The organism is Litoreibacter arenae DSM 19593, from assembly GCF_000442275.2.
In the GTDB taxonomy this organism is placed as follows: Bacteria; Pseudomonadota; Alphaproteobacteria; order Rhodobacterales; family Rhodobacteraceae; genus Litoreibacter; species Litoreibacter arenae.
The window spans coordinates 17,760-31,581 of the sequence record NZ_KE557307.1; the positions used below are offsets into that span (position 1 = coordinate 17,760).

Sequence of the window (13,822 nt, forward strand, 5' to 3'; positions counted from 1 at the left end):
TTTCGAAAGGGTTGAAGAACGGATCAGCGATTGCGATGTTGGCGCTGATCGATCAGGATCTGAGCACCGAACGGTTCGACCAGATCGAGATACGTGGTCAGCGGCACAGCGGCGGATGTTTTGACCGAGGTGTCCTCATCGGACGGCACTCGGATCACCCGCGGCAGCCTTGCGAGGGCAACCACGTCTGAGACCGGCCGGATATCGATCAAAGGAACGCCGAGTGCGACCGCCAGCGTCGCGAGCGGAAAACGCTCAACCGGCGCGTAGGTCGATACCGTCGTCCATCCGAAGTGAATAAAGGTACCGCCCCCGCCGCAAACGATGTGCGCATTCGGCAAAGTCGTTGCCAGGCGGAGATAGCCGACATCGCGACGGATGGATTCACGCTCAAGCCTACGTGCGAGGTCAACCTGACCGATCTAGCGCAGATCTTTGTGCCGCCACCATGAAGCGGCGGTCGCGCGTAGCACGCGCAGGATTCCTGTTTGCATGGGAAAGGTCTCAGCCAGAAATGTCAGACCGGAACCCGGCCCGGACCCGTCAGAGAAACCCCCAAAGGCCCTCTTCCGTCAGTCCCAAAACCGGAAGGGAACTTTCACTTTCAGCGTTTGAATCCGTACCGCTGGATCGGCGCTGCCGTCCCAAGGTCCTTTTGTGTCGTCAGATCTGCTGCCGAAGCCACAAGAGCTTTCCGAAATACCGGTGCGATGCCAATAGGAGGTCGGCAATGTGGCCTGTGACGATAATGTGTTCCATTATCGTTACCGCACTTGGGGTCCGATTTCGACGATTCCGATGACCGTGATGAACTGCCTGTGAGGTGCCCCTAGTTTCCTAGACGCCTGCTTCGTTCATTTTCTTCTGTTTCATTTCATAGTCAACGGGCGACAGCATGCCGTTGTTCGTGTGTTTGCGTGTTGGGTTGTAGAACATCTCGATGTAATCGAACACATCCTGCCTTGCAGCATTGCGCGTCAGGTACGTCCGCCGCCTGATCCGTTCTCGTTTCAATAGCTGGAAGAAGCTTTCTGCGACGGCATTGTCATGGCAGTTTCCACGTCTGCTCATGCTTGCATCCAGATTGTGTTTGCCGAGAAACGATTGCCACTCTTTGCTGGTGAACTGTGAACCTTGATCGGAGTGGATCATAACTTTGATCTTTAGTTTGCGCCTCCATACTGCGGCCAGTAGTGCCTGCAAGGCGAGGTCAGTCGTCATGCGCGATTGTATCGACCATCCGACAACCCGCCTGGAGAACAGGTCGATCACGACAGCCAGGTATGACCAGCCCTCATGGGTTTTGATGTACGTGATATCGGTCACCCAAACTGTGTCCGGAGCATCAACCTCGAACTGCCGGTCGAGCGTGTTGTCGGCGACGGCCGCAGGTTTGCCACCATATCGACCAGGGCGGCGTTTGTAGCCAATCTGTGCCGCTATGCCCGCTAAGCTGGCCAACCGCGCAACACGGTTCTCAGAGCAAATCTCACCTTGATCCAGGAGATCATCATGAAGCTTGCGGTATCCATATACTTTGCCGCTATCTGTCCATGCTTGTTGGATCAGATCAGTTTGCCGGGCGTCTTCAAGCGCTCGCTGCCTTAACGGTTCTTTAAGCCATGCATAGAACCCGCTGAAATGGACAGCCAGCACACGACACATCGACCGCACCGAGAACTCCGTCCGATGAGCCTCGATAAACGCGTACCTCACTGAGACTCTCGCGCGAAGTACGCGGTCGCCTTTTTTAAGATGGTGCGTTCCTCGGTGACCCGCGCCAGTTCACGCTTCAATCGCCTTATCTCTGCAGCTTGATCCGCCACTTCTGATCTGACGCTCGGTGACTTCGCGGACTGCGCCTTCCAAGTGTACAAGGACTTGGTGCCAATCCCCAGCCGTTCGGCCACCTCGCTGACCGCGTATCCGCGCTCCACGATCTGCGCCACAGCGTCCTGCTTAAACTCATCTGTAAAGCAAATGCCCTTGCTCATATCGTCTCTCCTTGGTTCCAAAATTACCAAGCAAAGCGTCTACAAATCTAGGGGCACCTCAGGCCACCTCTGACCGGATAAACATACAGAGACATAAAGATGCCAATAAGCGGTGTAAGATATGCAGAACTTAACTTGAAAAGCATCTCGTTGAAGTGGTACATGCTTGATCAGAATCTTGGGGCCGAAAGTGGACAAATCAGGTCGTACCGGTTTTAAAGGTGGTACCTGTGACAGATGAACGTAGTGCAGCTCTTATTCTCTTGGCGTCGTTCAACGGCGGCAAATATTTGGAAGAACAGTTGGCTAGCTTTTTAGCGCAAACTTACAAACGGTGGAACCTTCTGGTATCCGATGACGGCTCATCGGACGATACCACAGATATTTTAGCCAAGTTTAGAGCCGAAGTAGGAAGCGATCACGAGGTTACCATCGTTTCAGGTCCGGGATCAGGCTGTACCGATAATTTTCTTTCGCTCATAAAACGAATACCTAAAGGCACTTCTTTGGTTGCTCTGTCCGATCAGGACGATGTCTGGCTTCCTGAGAAGCTCGAAAAGGGGCGTATCGCAATTGAATCTGCAACGGATGGAGAACAACCTGTGCTTTATTGTGCAAGCAGTTTCATCTGCAATGAAACCTTGGACACCAGAACAGCATCACCTGCATTCAGGCGCGACCCAAGCTTTGAAAATGCACTTGTCCAGTCCATTGGTGGCGGCAATACAATGATGTTGAATGGCCCCGCTATCCGCTTGATCCAAGCCGCCGCACAGGAGGTCGGCGACGTGGTCATTCACGACTGGTGGATTTACCAGATTATCACAGGCTGCGGAGGTACGGTGATCCGTAAAGACATCCCAGTGTTATATTACCGTCAGCATGACAAGAATGTTATCGGAGCAAATAGCTCGATCCGTGGAAAACTACATCGTATTCTTTTCGTCGCCGGACGCCAGTTTTCGAAATGGAATGAGATAAATATCGCTGCTCTCAGCGCGTCGCGTCATAGATTTACACCGGAGGCGAGAAAAGCGCTGGCGTACTTTTCCGAGGCTCGTCATGGCGGTCTGATCAAACGGCTCAAAGCACTCTACCGGTCCGGCGCTGTTCGTCAGACCAGCAAGGGGACACTTGCACTCTATCTCGCATGCGCTACTCGAAAGCTATAAGCGGATGGCCGCTTGGGGTGGGCTAAAACTTACACCGTCAAGCTGTTGCAAACTTCGGGAAATAATGGGATAGGTTCGCCGCAAATCGGTAAGAAAGAAAGTGCTTTGCTCATTCGAAACAAACTAGCTCTGCCTGTATGATCAGCGAAAATCCTTGGATCAACATTTCCCTCGCAGAAGCGTCTTTCGCCAAGGCTTCTCGCAACATTAAAATGAAGCAGTAAACAATGCTCAAACGTATCGTCTCCTATTTCCATACACTTACTCTATATCCAGCGGCTCGTGCGATGGTGACTTTTCAGTCCGAGCGTCAGCGCTTTAAGACAATGGGACAGCAGCCCAAGGTGCATTTTGAGGCCTCGTACGAGGGCCAGCGCATCATGTTGCTCGCGTTGTATGAAAAGGGTCAGCTACGCCCCGACGTGATCCGCCTGATCGAAACGGCTCGCGCCGAAGGGCTCTATGTTCTCGCGGTCAACACCCTCAAGCTGAGTAACCCGTCTATGTTTGAGGGCATGATTGATTGCTACATCGAACGCCCCAACTTTGGCCGTGACTTCGGGAGCTATAAGACCGGCTTTTTGCACGTTTTCAAGAACAACTGGCATGAGACATGCCAGCGCCTTCTTATGATCAACGACAGCATTTTCTTTTCTTCCGAACGCATGCCGAAATTCCTTAACGACATGATGAACTCCGACATAGAAGTACTCGGCTCAACCGAGAACTATGACATGGAATACCATCTTGGATCGTTTTGCATTGCAATCGCGCAATCTGTTCTGAAGCAGCCATCATTTCAAAAGTACTGGCACAGCTATCGCCTCACTGATGTGCGACCGCGGGTTATAAAGAGAGGCGAGCTTAAGCTCTCGAAAGTATTGAAAAGTTGCGTTTCAAAACATAGCGCCTTTAACGCACTTTATAGTGCGTCTAGATTCAGTTCGGCGATTGCCGCAGATGACAATCTCCTCAGCTTTGCCATTACGAGCGTGCGAACTTCTACTATATTTGCTTGGAAGCGAGCATCGTTAAAGAATGTAGCTGATGAATACCGTGACAGATTCGCCGTGCCAAAACTGGAAATGGAGAAGTCTCCGAAATCTATCGAAATTGCCGTAAAGGAATATTTTGACGAAGTTCACGTTCAAACCTATTCAGAATTGAAAGAGTTTCTCAAATCGCGACTTAGTACCAATAATATCTCTGACGAGCATTTGCGTCGGATTATGCATGCAGAGTTTCTTGAGAGTTTCATGTCTGGCAGCCAAATCCACCAGAACGCCTCTATTCTTATTAGATTGGGGCTTCCGATTATCAAGCTCGACGGTCTCTATAGGGGTATCTTCTCGTATGAGGATATGGCGCGTATCTGTGAAATGCTAAAGGATGATGAAGGCCACGAACTCGGTGCTCTCCTAATCTCACGGCCATATGGCGGTCGGTACTTGACGGGTTGGAAACGCGCTGCGTTTGAAGCTGGGCTTCTATAAGCGCCTGAAGTAGGAATAAATAATGAAACAGAAAATTAACCTGTTCAGAGCAGATATTTACGGTGCTATAACTTCGGAACCGGATTTGAAAAAGTCCTTCGAGCGGCTCAAAGCGTTGAACGGAGCACATTTTAAGGCTTAGTATAGAAAAGAACTGAAGATATCTGATCTTAGAGTCTGACCGACGTATCGTATAGGGGTACAGAATTTGAATAGAGTATTTTTGCATATTGGAATGCATAAGACCGGATCTACAGCGATTCAATCGGCGTTTAACGGTTACGACGATGGTCTATTGAAATACGCAGATTTCGGTTATGAAAATCATTCGATCCCGATCTATACCGCCTACTCAGCTCATTATAAAACCTACCACATCTGGCAGAACGCAAACCTAAGCCCTCAGCAGATTGAGAACAAAAGACAATTGTACAGAAACCGAATTACTCAGGAGATTTCACAATCTGGTGAATATGACCTTCTTATCTCTGGGGAGGATATTTCGCTACTGTCGGACTCTGAACTTTGTGAACTTCAGAAAGCTTTCGAAAAATTCGAGAAGCAAGTTGTAGTCATTGTCTATGTTAGAAGTCCAATATCCTTTATTCGAAGCAATTATCAAGAAGTAATAAAGAACGGGTTGAATCCTAATATACCCCCTCCACCAAACTATCGGTTCAGGATCGAGAAATTCGTCAAAGCTTTTGGGCATAGCAGTGTTATTGTAAGACCCTTTAGCCGTGGGGAACTTCGCGAACATAACGTTGTCGAAGATTTCTCCCAGTTGATCGGTGTTGCAGCTCCAAGGCATAGCAACGATGCGAATACCTCACTATCTACAGAAGCCACAAGGATCCTCTATCAGTTGAACGAAATGATTTTGACTTTTGGCGATGACCCCGATTATTTGCATGCTAGAAATCAAATACGAGCACATGTAAGATGTGCGTTCCCCGGAAGTTTTGAGATTCCTCTACCGCTCATATCGGGCCTAGTCGATGAAGCAGATAGCGAATGGCTCTATGGAGCGACAAATGTAGACTTCAGGTTGCCTGCTATCCAAGTTAATCATTTTTCTGAGTCCGAGCTTAATAACTATTTTAACATGCTGGAGCCAGTAACCATTAACAAACTCAAAGAGTATCTGAACCAGAAACTTGGACTCCAAAAATTTCCGGAAAATAAACGCTCTTTACTAGCTCACTATTTTATGTCTTTCTTAAGGCCGAAAGATACGTGTTATTCGAAATTCGATCAGGACTGTTATCTTCGTTTAAACCCGGACGTCAAGGAAGCGGGTATGGATCCATATCAACACTACTTGCAATATGGAAGATTTGCTGGACGTCGCATTGGATAAATGGCGGTTAAAAAGAGAATACCTATTGAAAGCGAGCTTAGTTTTCTAACAAGCCCTGATGATTCCTCCACAGAAGTAAAATCCCAAGTGCCATGAGCACGAGAGAGGTGATGACAGGGAAAGCTAGGGACAAATACGCGCCTTCATAAGATGGCGCGTAAATGCCTTTACGTAAATAACCGACCACGTGCATCAGGGGGTTCCACCACAGGATATCCTGCGCAAATTTGGGCATCGCCTCAAAGGGAAGAAACAGTCCGGAGATCAAAATGAGCGGGCGCGTCAGGATTTGCCACATCCGCTCCCAAACCGGAAAAGCCATCATCACGTAGCAATTGAAACATCCGACACCAAAGCCAAGCAACCCACCCAAGAGGTATGAAAGCGCGACCTGCGTGTAGTCGGGGCTGATCCTGAGATCAAGAATGATAAACATGCCAAAGAACATGGCATACCCGACAAGAACATGGGTGAGCAGGTGCAACGCACAGCGTGCGATAAGCGCATCCATGAAGGTAACGGCCGGATACTTCAGCAAGCTGCGTGAGTAATTGAGCGAGGTCGCGGTTTTGTTCGCGATATCGTTAAACAGCATAAACGGTAGATAGCCCGTTGCGTAAAACAAGGGAAAACTATCTCCAAGCGGCGGAGATTTTATCACGAACGAGAAGACTGTCGTCAGGACGGTGAGTGCGAGCACAGGCTCAAGAATTGCCCACGCGTAACCACCCGGAGACCGTCCATAGGTCGTTGACATCTCACGCATGATCAGTGCGAAAATAGTTCGGGCTGTCCGGAATTTACGGGCGCGTAGCCCGTCTTGCTCTAGCAAGTCGCCTTTCGAAGGACTGTTCATCGCTTCATATTCTCCATGTGGTGGGAGATCGCATCTTCGACACTCTCATACATTGTCAGAGAACCGTTTTCGAGCACCGCAGCCTTGCTGCACATCTGGCGAACGATAGCCATGGAGTGAGAGACCACTATCGCTCCGGATGCACCAATCCGTCTTTGGAAAACTTCATTCGCCTTCACCTTGAAACGTTCGTCGCCAACGCTTGTCACTTCGTCAACCAGATAGGTATCAAAGCGGATACCCATGGAGACGCCAAAGGCGAGCCGCGATCGCATGCCAGAGGAATACGTGCGAAAGGGCAGATGATAGTGTTGACCCAGCTCCGCGAAATCTTCGACGAAGGCACTGAGCATGTCGGTATCAACGCCATAGACACGTGATATAAAGCGCACATTCTGCGCGCCTGTTAAGTCACCATGGAACGAGCCTGCAAACCCCACGGGCCATGAGATCGTTCCATCACTCCAGATGCGTCCGCTTGTCGGTTTCTGATTGCCGGCGATGAGGTTCATCAGGGTCGACTTGCCCGCACCATTGCGACCAAGGAGTGCGACAGCTATTCCCGTTGGAAAAACCACATTGATACCACGTGCGACGGTCTTTACTTCCCCGCGGGTGCGGTAGGTCTTCCAGACATCCTCACAAACAATCATGGCTCAACGACGATCCCGGATACTGTAGTAGATCAGCAAGCCAACGGACCAAAGCAAAGTAACGAACAATACAACAATGAATAGTTGGATAAGCCGTTTGGGATATAAGCTTTTCTCGGCGACGGTAGGTTTGACATGCGCGACCAGATAGCGTGCCTTACGCTTGGCATCCGCAAGGGCCGCGTTGTAGGCCAATTGCGCCGAGCGATAGGCTTCCTCGGCAAAGAGCATATCCGACGCAAGCCTTTCATACGTTGCAAAGAGCGTGGCATAGTCTCCGCCGCCCTGCCCCTGCCCTTGCCCCTGACCGCCGTGGCCGAACTTGTTTTTCTCTATGTCAATCTGCGCCTGGAGGGCTTCAATCTTTCTGGTCACCTCATGGACGCGGGGGTCGTCCGTTCCTGCTGTCCTTGTCAGAAGATCCCTCTGGATGAAGGTTTCCGCTTGTTGCACCTGTAACTCGGTCAGGATCCGCATCTGGGCTTCAAGAGTTGCATTTGGATCAACTATTTGAGCTTGCAGCCGGAAACCGGTCATTGCTTCGCGTGCCGCTGCGAGACGGTCTTCGGCGGCTTCGAGCTCGTCCCGGCTAAAACGGGTCGCATCTTCGTGAGCCTCTTCGGACAGCCGGTTTATCAATTGTCTGTTGGCTTCATAAATTGCGAGAGTGATCCGGTTCGAAGCTTGCGCATCATAACTGCGCACCGAAAGTGTCACGATTCCGTTCTCGGTGTGGGTGAGCACATTGCTGTTCCAGTAATCAAGCATGTCCTCGAACTGCCCCGATGGATTATAGGCAAAGAGAAAGTCGGCAGGCCACTCCTCAGAAAAGACACTCACCAAGTCTGTTTCGGATTCGATAAGGCGAACCATGTCGCCGCTAGCGATGTACTGAGTCAGGATATCAACATCGCTCGAGCTGCTTCCCGTTATCGACGAGAGCCCCCCGAGCAGGTCTGTGGCTGACTGAAGGCTCTCTGTACGCACCGAGAATGACATGCTTGAAATGTATTGATCCTTCGCAAACCCCCACAAGTACACCGCTGACAATAGCATCGGGGCGACAACGACGAGCAAAAAGGAATTCAAAATCCGATGGTGACGAAGCTTCATTCGCGCCGGCCCTGCGATCTCGACAATGTCATTCATGCTCTTAGCCTATCTTTTTTGTTTGATTTGAGCATCATACACTCATGCCCTGAAAAGCCGTCAACACGAAAACCCAGAACTTAAAATCGCCTCTGTCAGTGAAAGAGAAACTTGACATAGTAAATTGGAAGCAGCCATCCAACAGCCGGAACACCTGAACTGTCAGGCCCCTAATAGCCCGAACAGATATTTGCCATATTCTGTTTTTTCATACTTTTCGGCCTGCGCACGCAATTGGGAGTCGTCTATCCAGCCGTTGTCGTAGGCGATCTCTTCGGGGCAGCCTGATTGCATGCCTTGCCGTGTCGAGAGCGTACGCACGAAGTTTCCCGCATCTAGAAGCGAGCCGTGAGTCCCCGTATCGAGCCAGGCGTAGCCACGGCCCATACGTTCCACCGATAGCGTGCCGTCATGCAGATAGCTTTCCAGAAGCGTGACAATCTCGAGTTCCCCGCGCGCGGAGACTCTGACATTTCTTGCGCGTGCAGGGGCCTCGGCATCAAGGAAATAGAGCCCAGTGACGGCATAGCTCGAGGGCGGCACTTCCGGCTTCTCGACGATTTCCATAACAGTGCCGTCCTTGTCGAAGCACACAACGCCGTAGCGTTCGGGATCGACAACGTGGTAGCCGAAGACGGTGCCGCCTTCGCTCTTTTCGTTGGCTGTCCTGAGCAATTCTGTCAATCCGTGGCCAAAAAAGATGTTGTCGCCCAGAACCATCGCCGAAGGTGCGCCATCAAGGAAATCCTCTGCCAGACGGTAGGCTTGCGCCAAGCCATCGGGCGAAGGTTGAATTATATAGGTAAGACTCAGGCCCCACTGGGTGCCGTCGCCCAGCAGGTGCTTGAACTGGAGTTGGTCTTGGGGTGTCGTAATGATTGCTATCTCGCGGATGCCTGAAAGCATAAGTACGGATAGCGGATAGTAAATCATCGGCTTGTCATAAACTGGCATAAGCTGCTTGGAGACTGCCATGGTCAGCGGATAGAGCCGCGTTCCCGAACCGCCTGCGAGAATAATACCTTTGCGTAGTTTGGTCATGTCGTTTTCTCCAGATCGCTCAATACGTCGGCCAGTCCGGCCTTCCAGTCGGGTCGTCTAATGCCAAAGGCGGCCTCGAACGAAGTGCAATCCATACGGCTGTTGTAGGGGCGCGCAGCGGGCGTCGGATAGGATGTCGCGGGGATGCCTTCAACCACGACTTTTTTGCCCGTTTGTGCAAATATCTCGCGCGCAAAGTCGGCCCAGCTTACGTCCGGGGCGCCCGAGAAATGATATATCCCTGCTTTATCGGGATAGACTTTCAGTTTCCGCGCGATCGTGACACAGGCTTTGGCTATGTCGCACGCGGCCGTCGGGCCGCCGATCTGGTCGGCAACCACGGTGAGCTTGTCACGCGTTTCGCCGTACCGCAGCATGGTTTTGACAAAATTGCCGCCGTGGGCCGAAAAAACCCACGAAGTGCGCAGGATCGCAGATCTGCCGCCAACCTCAGTGACGCCGTGCTCGCCGACCAGCTTGGTGCGCCCGTAAGCACAAAGCGGCGCAGTTATATCACCTGGTTTGAAGGGAACCACCCCTGATCCGTCAAACACGTAATCCGTCGAGATGTGAACAAGGGGAATGTCAAGTTCAGCGCAGGCTTTGGCCATTTGTACGGGTGCCACGCCATTCACCACATCAGCCGTAGCTTCGTTCTCTTCCGCATAGTCGACAGCCGTATAGGCCGCTGCGTTGATCACCGCTTCGGGACGCGCCGCAAGGATCGCGTCGAAACAAGCCTTGGGCTCGGTCAGGTCAGCCTGCTCGCGGCCAAGAAAGCGGGCATTCGGCAAGAGCGCACGAAGTTCTGTAGCAACCTGGCCTGTCTTACCAAAAACCAGCATCATACTCGCACTCCCAACCGCTCGCCAACGCCATGCCGCTCCAGTAGCTTGCGCCACCAGGCTTCATTTTCAAGATACCAGTCAACGGTGCGCACTAGCCCCGCCTCAACAGTCACAGACGGCCGCCAGCCCAGCTCCTTACGGATTCGGTTAGGGTCGATCGCATAGCGCGCATCATGGCCCGGACGGTCGATAACATGGGTGATCTGGTCGGCATAGCTACCTCTCGGCTTTGGCCTTCTCCGGTCGATAATTGCGCAGATGGTATGTACCAGTTCGAGATTCGTGCACTCATTTTCGCCGCCAATGTTGTAGCTGCGCCCGACCTCGCCCTTCTCGATGACAAGCAGCAGCGCATCAGCGTGGTCTTCGACAAACAGCCAGTCGCGAATATTGGAGCCGTCGCCATAGACCGGGAGAGGTTTGCCCGCCAATGCGTTGATTATGATCACCGGAATCAGCTTTTCGGGAAAGTGGTAAGGTCCGTAATTGTTTGAGCAATTTGTCAAAAGCACCGGCAAGCCGTAAGTCTCGTGCCACGCGCGAACGAGATGATCGGAGCTGGCTTTGGAAGCCGAATACGGCGAGCGAGGGTCATAAGGTGTGTCTTCGGTGAACTGCACACCCGGATCCGCAGGAAGCGAGCCGAAGACTTCATCGGTGGAAATATGGTGAAAGCGGAAAGCATCAGGCGTTCCGCTTTCAACCCACAATTTGCGCGCAGCCTCCAGCATGTTAAACGTGCCTATGATGTTCGTTTCGATGAATTCCGCAGGCCCGTCAATCGAACGATCAACGTGACTCTCGGCCGCCAGATGCATCACCGCGTCAGGCTTATGACGGGCAAAAACACGGTCAAGCTCCGCGTGGTCGCGGATATCTACCTGCTCGAAGGAATAAAGCGGGCTATCAGCCGCTTCGACGACATTGTCAAGACAGGCTGCATAAGTTAGTGCATCGACGTTCACGACTTCATGGCCACGCGCAATCGCGAGCCGGACCACAGCCGAGCCAATGAAGCCCGCCCCGCCAGTTACCAATAATTTCATATGATTTCCTTTGAGAAAAGAGTCTCGAAATCCCGAAAACTCTGCGCATTTTCATCCTTCTCCGAAATCACCGGCGTGATCCCGTCCAGCGGCCACTCGATGCCGCAACTGTCCCATTTCACCGTCTGGTCGCACTCGGGCGCATAGTAATCGGTGCATTTGTAGACGATCTCACTGTCCACTTCGAGCGTCATGAACCCATGCAGAAAGCCCGCCGGAATCCAGAGTTGCTTGCCGTTCTCGAACGACAAATTCTCGCCGATCCACTTACCATAGGTCGCCGAGCCTTTGCGCACATCAACGGCGACATCGTATATCTTTCCGCGGCCGCAGCGCACTAGCTTGCCCTGCGCATGCGGCGGTCTCTGGAAATGCAGCCCCCGCACCGTGCCAACATCGCCTGACAGCGAATGATTGTCCTGCACGAATTCCGGCAAAACAAGGCCGGCATCCTCCAACTTGGCCTTGTTCCAGCTCTCGGAGAAAAACCCGAGATGATCACCAAAACGTGAAGGCGTTACAAGCACAACTCCCGGCAGCGCGGTATTTTCAGTAAACATTGGGTTCCACCCGTCAGACAAACTAAAAGACATATTTCGACTCAAGCTCAGCGCGTCTAATGAACCATAAAACACCCACAGTCAAAAGACGTGTCTCCTGCGAACAAATGAGATGAACCGAGGTGCTCCTAGTTTACTGGGACTATTGCATTAATGGTAAGCTTTGGCGAGGTTTGAGCCGCCCTGTGTTTTCCGCAGAGTAAAACAATCAATGGATGAGCCCTATGACGAAGAGACTATTCATCCCCGCCTATTCGGCTGAACTTCGTGAACGCGGTGTTTGGCTGTTTCAAGAGATCCGCGCAGATCCGCCAGCGATACCGCAGCCTACTGCGCTATTGCGACCAAGCTGGGCTGTTCGCCTGACAGTCTGCGAGCCTGGTGCCAGCCGATCGAGCTCGATGCCGGTCAGTTGCCGGAGTGACGAGTGCCAAGAAGGACAAGGGTCCAGGCACTGAAGAGGGACGACAGTCGACTTCGCACCTCCAACGAGATTCTGAAGAAGGCTAGCGCACAATTCGCTGAGGTGGAGCTCGACTCTTCGTTAAAAAGTTGACCGCGCCCATCCAGGAGGGAATAAGGGGCGTCTTTAAAGCCAACCGGGGGCGCTCTGGTGCCTGCAAAGCCTTTCATGTCTTGCGCCGGGTGTCCGTCGTCAGGGTTTTTGGCATCAAAGGCGTCCACACACGAGCACATTGCATTCAACCTGCCTCTGGGACGCGCGCAGCTATTGCCGTTATTCTCCAAGATTGAATCTTACTTGATTGGCACGGAGGCTTGCGGCTGTACGCATCATTGGGCGCGCAAGCAGACAGCGTTGGGCCACTAAGTCCGGTTGATCTATGTCAAACCATACGTCAAGCACGGCAAGTCTGACGCCATTGATGCAGGGACCATTTGCGCGCAGTGACCCGTCCGACGATGTGGTTTGTCGCCATGAAGTTCGTTGAACAACAAGCATTGCTATTGCTCCGTCGCATTGCGCGACCCATCAGGTGGTCAGAATTGATTGTTGGTGCATTCTGGGACTCTGGCCCAACAGAACGCCGCTCTCCTGTTCTGGTCGTGGATATTATTCAGGGAAAGCCGCTTCTACGACCTTTCGCACTCGGAGATTGAGGGCTGGGTCGAGGATGCGCAGCGGAGCATAGAGAACTCCAGGCGGGGCAGTCCGCTCTACATCCGCGAACTATGCGAGAAGTAGCTGATGGACCTTCAGGAAGCTTACGGCGAGTCGGGTGATTTTCTATCCTAAGCGCCAAGAGCCTCTAATGTAACGGTTCCATGAAAGCCATATTTTTCGGAAATCGCATTTTCTGTTAACGGTTCGTTAACCAGCGCCCTGTACAGTCCTACGAAATTAATGAGATATAAGTGAAACACAAAAATCGAACTCCATTAAACCAACGACACTTTGATGATCTGTTGATAGCGCAACGAGCATCCAATCAAGAGTGTTCGCTGTTATTAGAAGATTTATTGATGAGTTACATCGAGAAGTTCGGGTTGACAGATCAAGTAAGAGAATGGGCCCTTAGCGTTCCAAACTCTTCGTTCCCCCAGAGGTCGACTGGAGCGAATTCGACTTTTTCAGAACGCTTGGGGTCCCGAGATGAATCGATCTCCTTTATCCGAACTTCAGCCATCAGA

11 protein-coding genes and 2 pseudogenes are annotated in these 13,822 nt (G+C 51.8%); 4 read left to right on the forward strand and 9 right to left on the reverse strand.

The genetic code is table 11. From position 1 onward, the window contains the following. Positions 1-23: 23 nt before the first annotated feature. Together THALAR_RS07335 and THALAR_RS07340 are read right to left on the reverse strand one after the other, a co-directional pair. Positions 24-494: pseudogene (locus THALAR_RS07335) on the reverse strand (hypothetical protein). Positions 495-837: 343 nt separating this feature from the next. Further along, positions 838-1,994, reverse strand: a protein-coding gene (locus THALAR_RS07340; RefSeq protein WP_407638134.1) for an IS3 family transposase whose coding sequence is annotated in 2 segments (ribosomal slippage) — positions 838-1,757 and positions 1,757-1,994 — 1,158 coding nt in all. Because the reading frame shifts where the segments join, the coding sequence is not laid out codon by codon here. A 230-nt stretch (positions 1,995-2,224) separates the two neighbouring features. Between THALAR_RS07340 and THALAR_RS07350 the strand changes: the two genes are divergently transcribed. The 3 genes from THALAR_RS07350 (at position 2,225) to THALAR_RS18380 (ending at position 6,019) form a co-directional block, all read left to right on the forward strand. Next, positions 2,225-3,166 carry a glycosyltransferase gene (locus THALAR_RS07350; RefSeq protein WP_021100884.1) on the forward strand — a complete coding sequence of 314 codons (942 nt, stop codon included), beginning with the start codon at positions 2,225-2,227 and terminating at the stop codon, positions 3,164-3,166. 227 nt (positions 3,167-3,393) lie between these two features. After that, entirely contained in the window at positions 3,394-4,659 is a 1,266-nt protein-coding gene (locus tag THALAR_RS07355; protein WP_021100885.1) for a lipopolysaccharide biosynthesis protein, read from the forward strand. Between the two features lie 235 nt (positions 4,660-4,894). Continuing rightward, positions 4,895-6,019 carry a hypothetical protein gene (locus THALAR_RS18380; RefSeq protein WP_154666773.1) on the forward strand — a complete coding sequence of 375 codons (1,125 nt, stop codon included), beginning with the start codon at positions 4,895-4,897 and terminating at the stop codon, positions 6,017-6,019. A gap of 37 nt (positions 6,020-6,056) precedes the next feature. On the opposite strand, the gene THALAR_RS07365 is transcribed toward THALAR_RS18380, so the two are convergent. The 7 genes from THALAR_RS07365 to rfbC all read right to left on the reverse strand — a co-directional run bounded on the left by THALAR_RS07365 (position 6,057) and on the right by rfbC (position 12,172). Then, positions 6,057-6,875, reverse strand: a complete 819-nt coding sequence (locus THALAR_RS07365; protein WP_021100888.1) for an ABC transporter permease — start codon at positions 6,873-6,875, stop codon at positions 6,057-6,059. Beyond that, positions 6,872-7,528, reverse strand: a complete 657-nt coding sequence (locus THALAR_RS07370; RefSeq protein WP_021100889.1) for an ABC transporter ATP-binding protein — start codon at positions 7,526-7,528, stop codon at positions 6,872-6,874. Before THALAR_RS07370 ends, THALAR_RS07365 begins: the two co-directional genes overlap by 4 nt. Before the next feature lie 3 nt (positions 7,529-7,531). Then, entirely contained in the window at positions 7,532-8,677 is a 1,146-nt protein-coding gene (locus THALAR_RS07375; protein ID WP_021100890.1) for a capsule polysaccharide export inner-membrane protein, read from the reverse strand. A gap of 162 nt (positions 8,678-8,839) precedes the next feature. Further along, a complete protein-coding gene (gene rfbA / locus THALAR_RS07380) occupies positions 8,840-9,718 on the reverse strand; it encodes a glucose-1-phosphate thymidylyltransferase RfbA (protein ID WP_021100891.1) in 879 nt (292 codons plus the stop codon). Beyond that, a complete protein-coding gene (rfbD, locus tag THALAR_RS07385) occupies positions 9,715-10,566 on the reverse strand; it encodes a dTDP-4-dehydrorhamnose reductase (RefSeq protein ID WP_021100892.1) in 852 nt (283 codons plus the stop codon). Before rfbD ends, rfbA begins: the two co-directional genes overlap by 4 nt. Continuing rightward, positions 10,563-11,612, reverse strand: a complete 1,050-nt coding sequence (gene rfbB, locus THALAR_RS07390) for a dTDP-glucose 4,6-dehydratase (protein WP_021100893.1) — start codon at positions 11,610-11,612, stop codon at positions 10,563-10,565. The genes rfbD and rfbB overlap by 4 nt, the downstream gene beginning before the upstream one ends. Beyond that, on the reverse strand, positions 11,609-12,172 hold the full coding sequence (gene rfbC, locus THALAR_RS07395; RefSeq protein WP_021100894.1) for a dTDP-4-dehydrorhamnose 3,5-epimerase: 564 nt from the start codon (positions 12,170-12,172) through the stop codon (positions 11,609-11,611). The genes rfbB and rfbC overlap by 4 nt, the downstream gene beginning before the upstream one ends. Positions 12,173-12,884: 712 nt before the next feature. Between rfbC and THALAR_RS18815 the strand changes: the two are divergent. Next, positions 12,885-13,150: pseudogene (locus THALAR_RS18815) on the forward strand (IS110 family transposase); the annotation flags it as partial. Positions 13,151-13,822 lie beyond the last annotated feature (672 nt).

What these genes read in the sequence shown, in the direction of transcription:
- THALAR_RS07355 (WP_021100885.1), top strand. Translation starts at nt 3,394, where the DNA reads ATGCTCAAACGTATCGTCTCCTATTTCCATACACTTACTCTATATCCA.
- THALAR_RS18380 (WP_154666773.1), top strand. Translation starts at nt 4,895, where the DNA reads ATGCATAAGACCGGATCTACAGCGATTCAATCGGCGTTTAACGGTTAC.
- THALAR_RS07365 (WP_021100888.1), bottom strand. Translation starts at nt 6,875, where the DNA reads ATGAACAGTCCTTCGAAAGGCGACTTGCTAGAGCAAGACGGGCTACGC.
- THALAR_RS07370 (WP_021100889.1), bottom strand. Translation starts at nt 7,528, where the DNA reads ATGATTGTTTGTGAGGATGTCTGGAAGACCTACCGCACCCGCGGGGAA.
- THALAR_RS07375 (WP_021100890.1), bottom strand. Translation starts at nt 8,677, where the DNA reads ATGAATGACATTGTCGAGATCGCAGGGCCGGCGCGAATGAAGCTTCGT.
- rfbA (WP_021100891.1), bottom strand. Translation starts at nt 9,718, where the DNA reads ATGACCAAACTACGCAAAGGTATTATTCTCGCAGGCGGTTCGGGAACG.
- rfbD (WP_021100892.1), bottom strand. Translation starts at nt 10,566, where the DNA reads ATGATGCTGGTTTTTGGTAAGACAGGCCAGGTTGCTACAGAACTTCGT.
- rfbB (WP_021100893.1), bottom strand. Translation starts at nt 11,612, where the DNA reads ATGAAATTATTGGTAACTGGCGGGGCGGGCTTCATTGGCTCGGCTGTG.
- rfbC (WP_021100894.1), bottom strand. Translation starts at nt 12,172, where the DNA reads ATGTTTACTGAAAATACCGCGCTGCCGGGAGTTGTGCTTGTAACGCCT.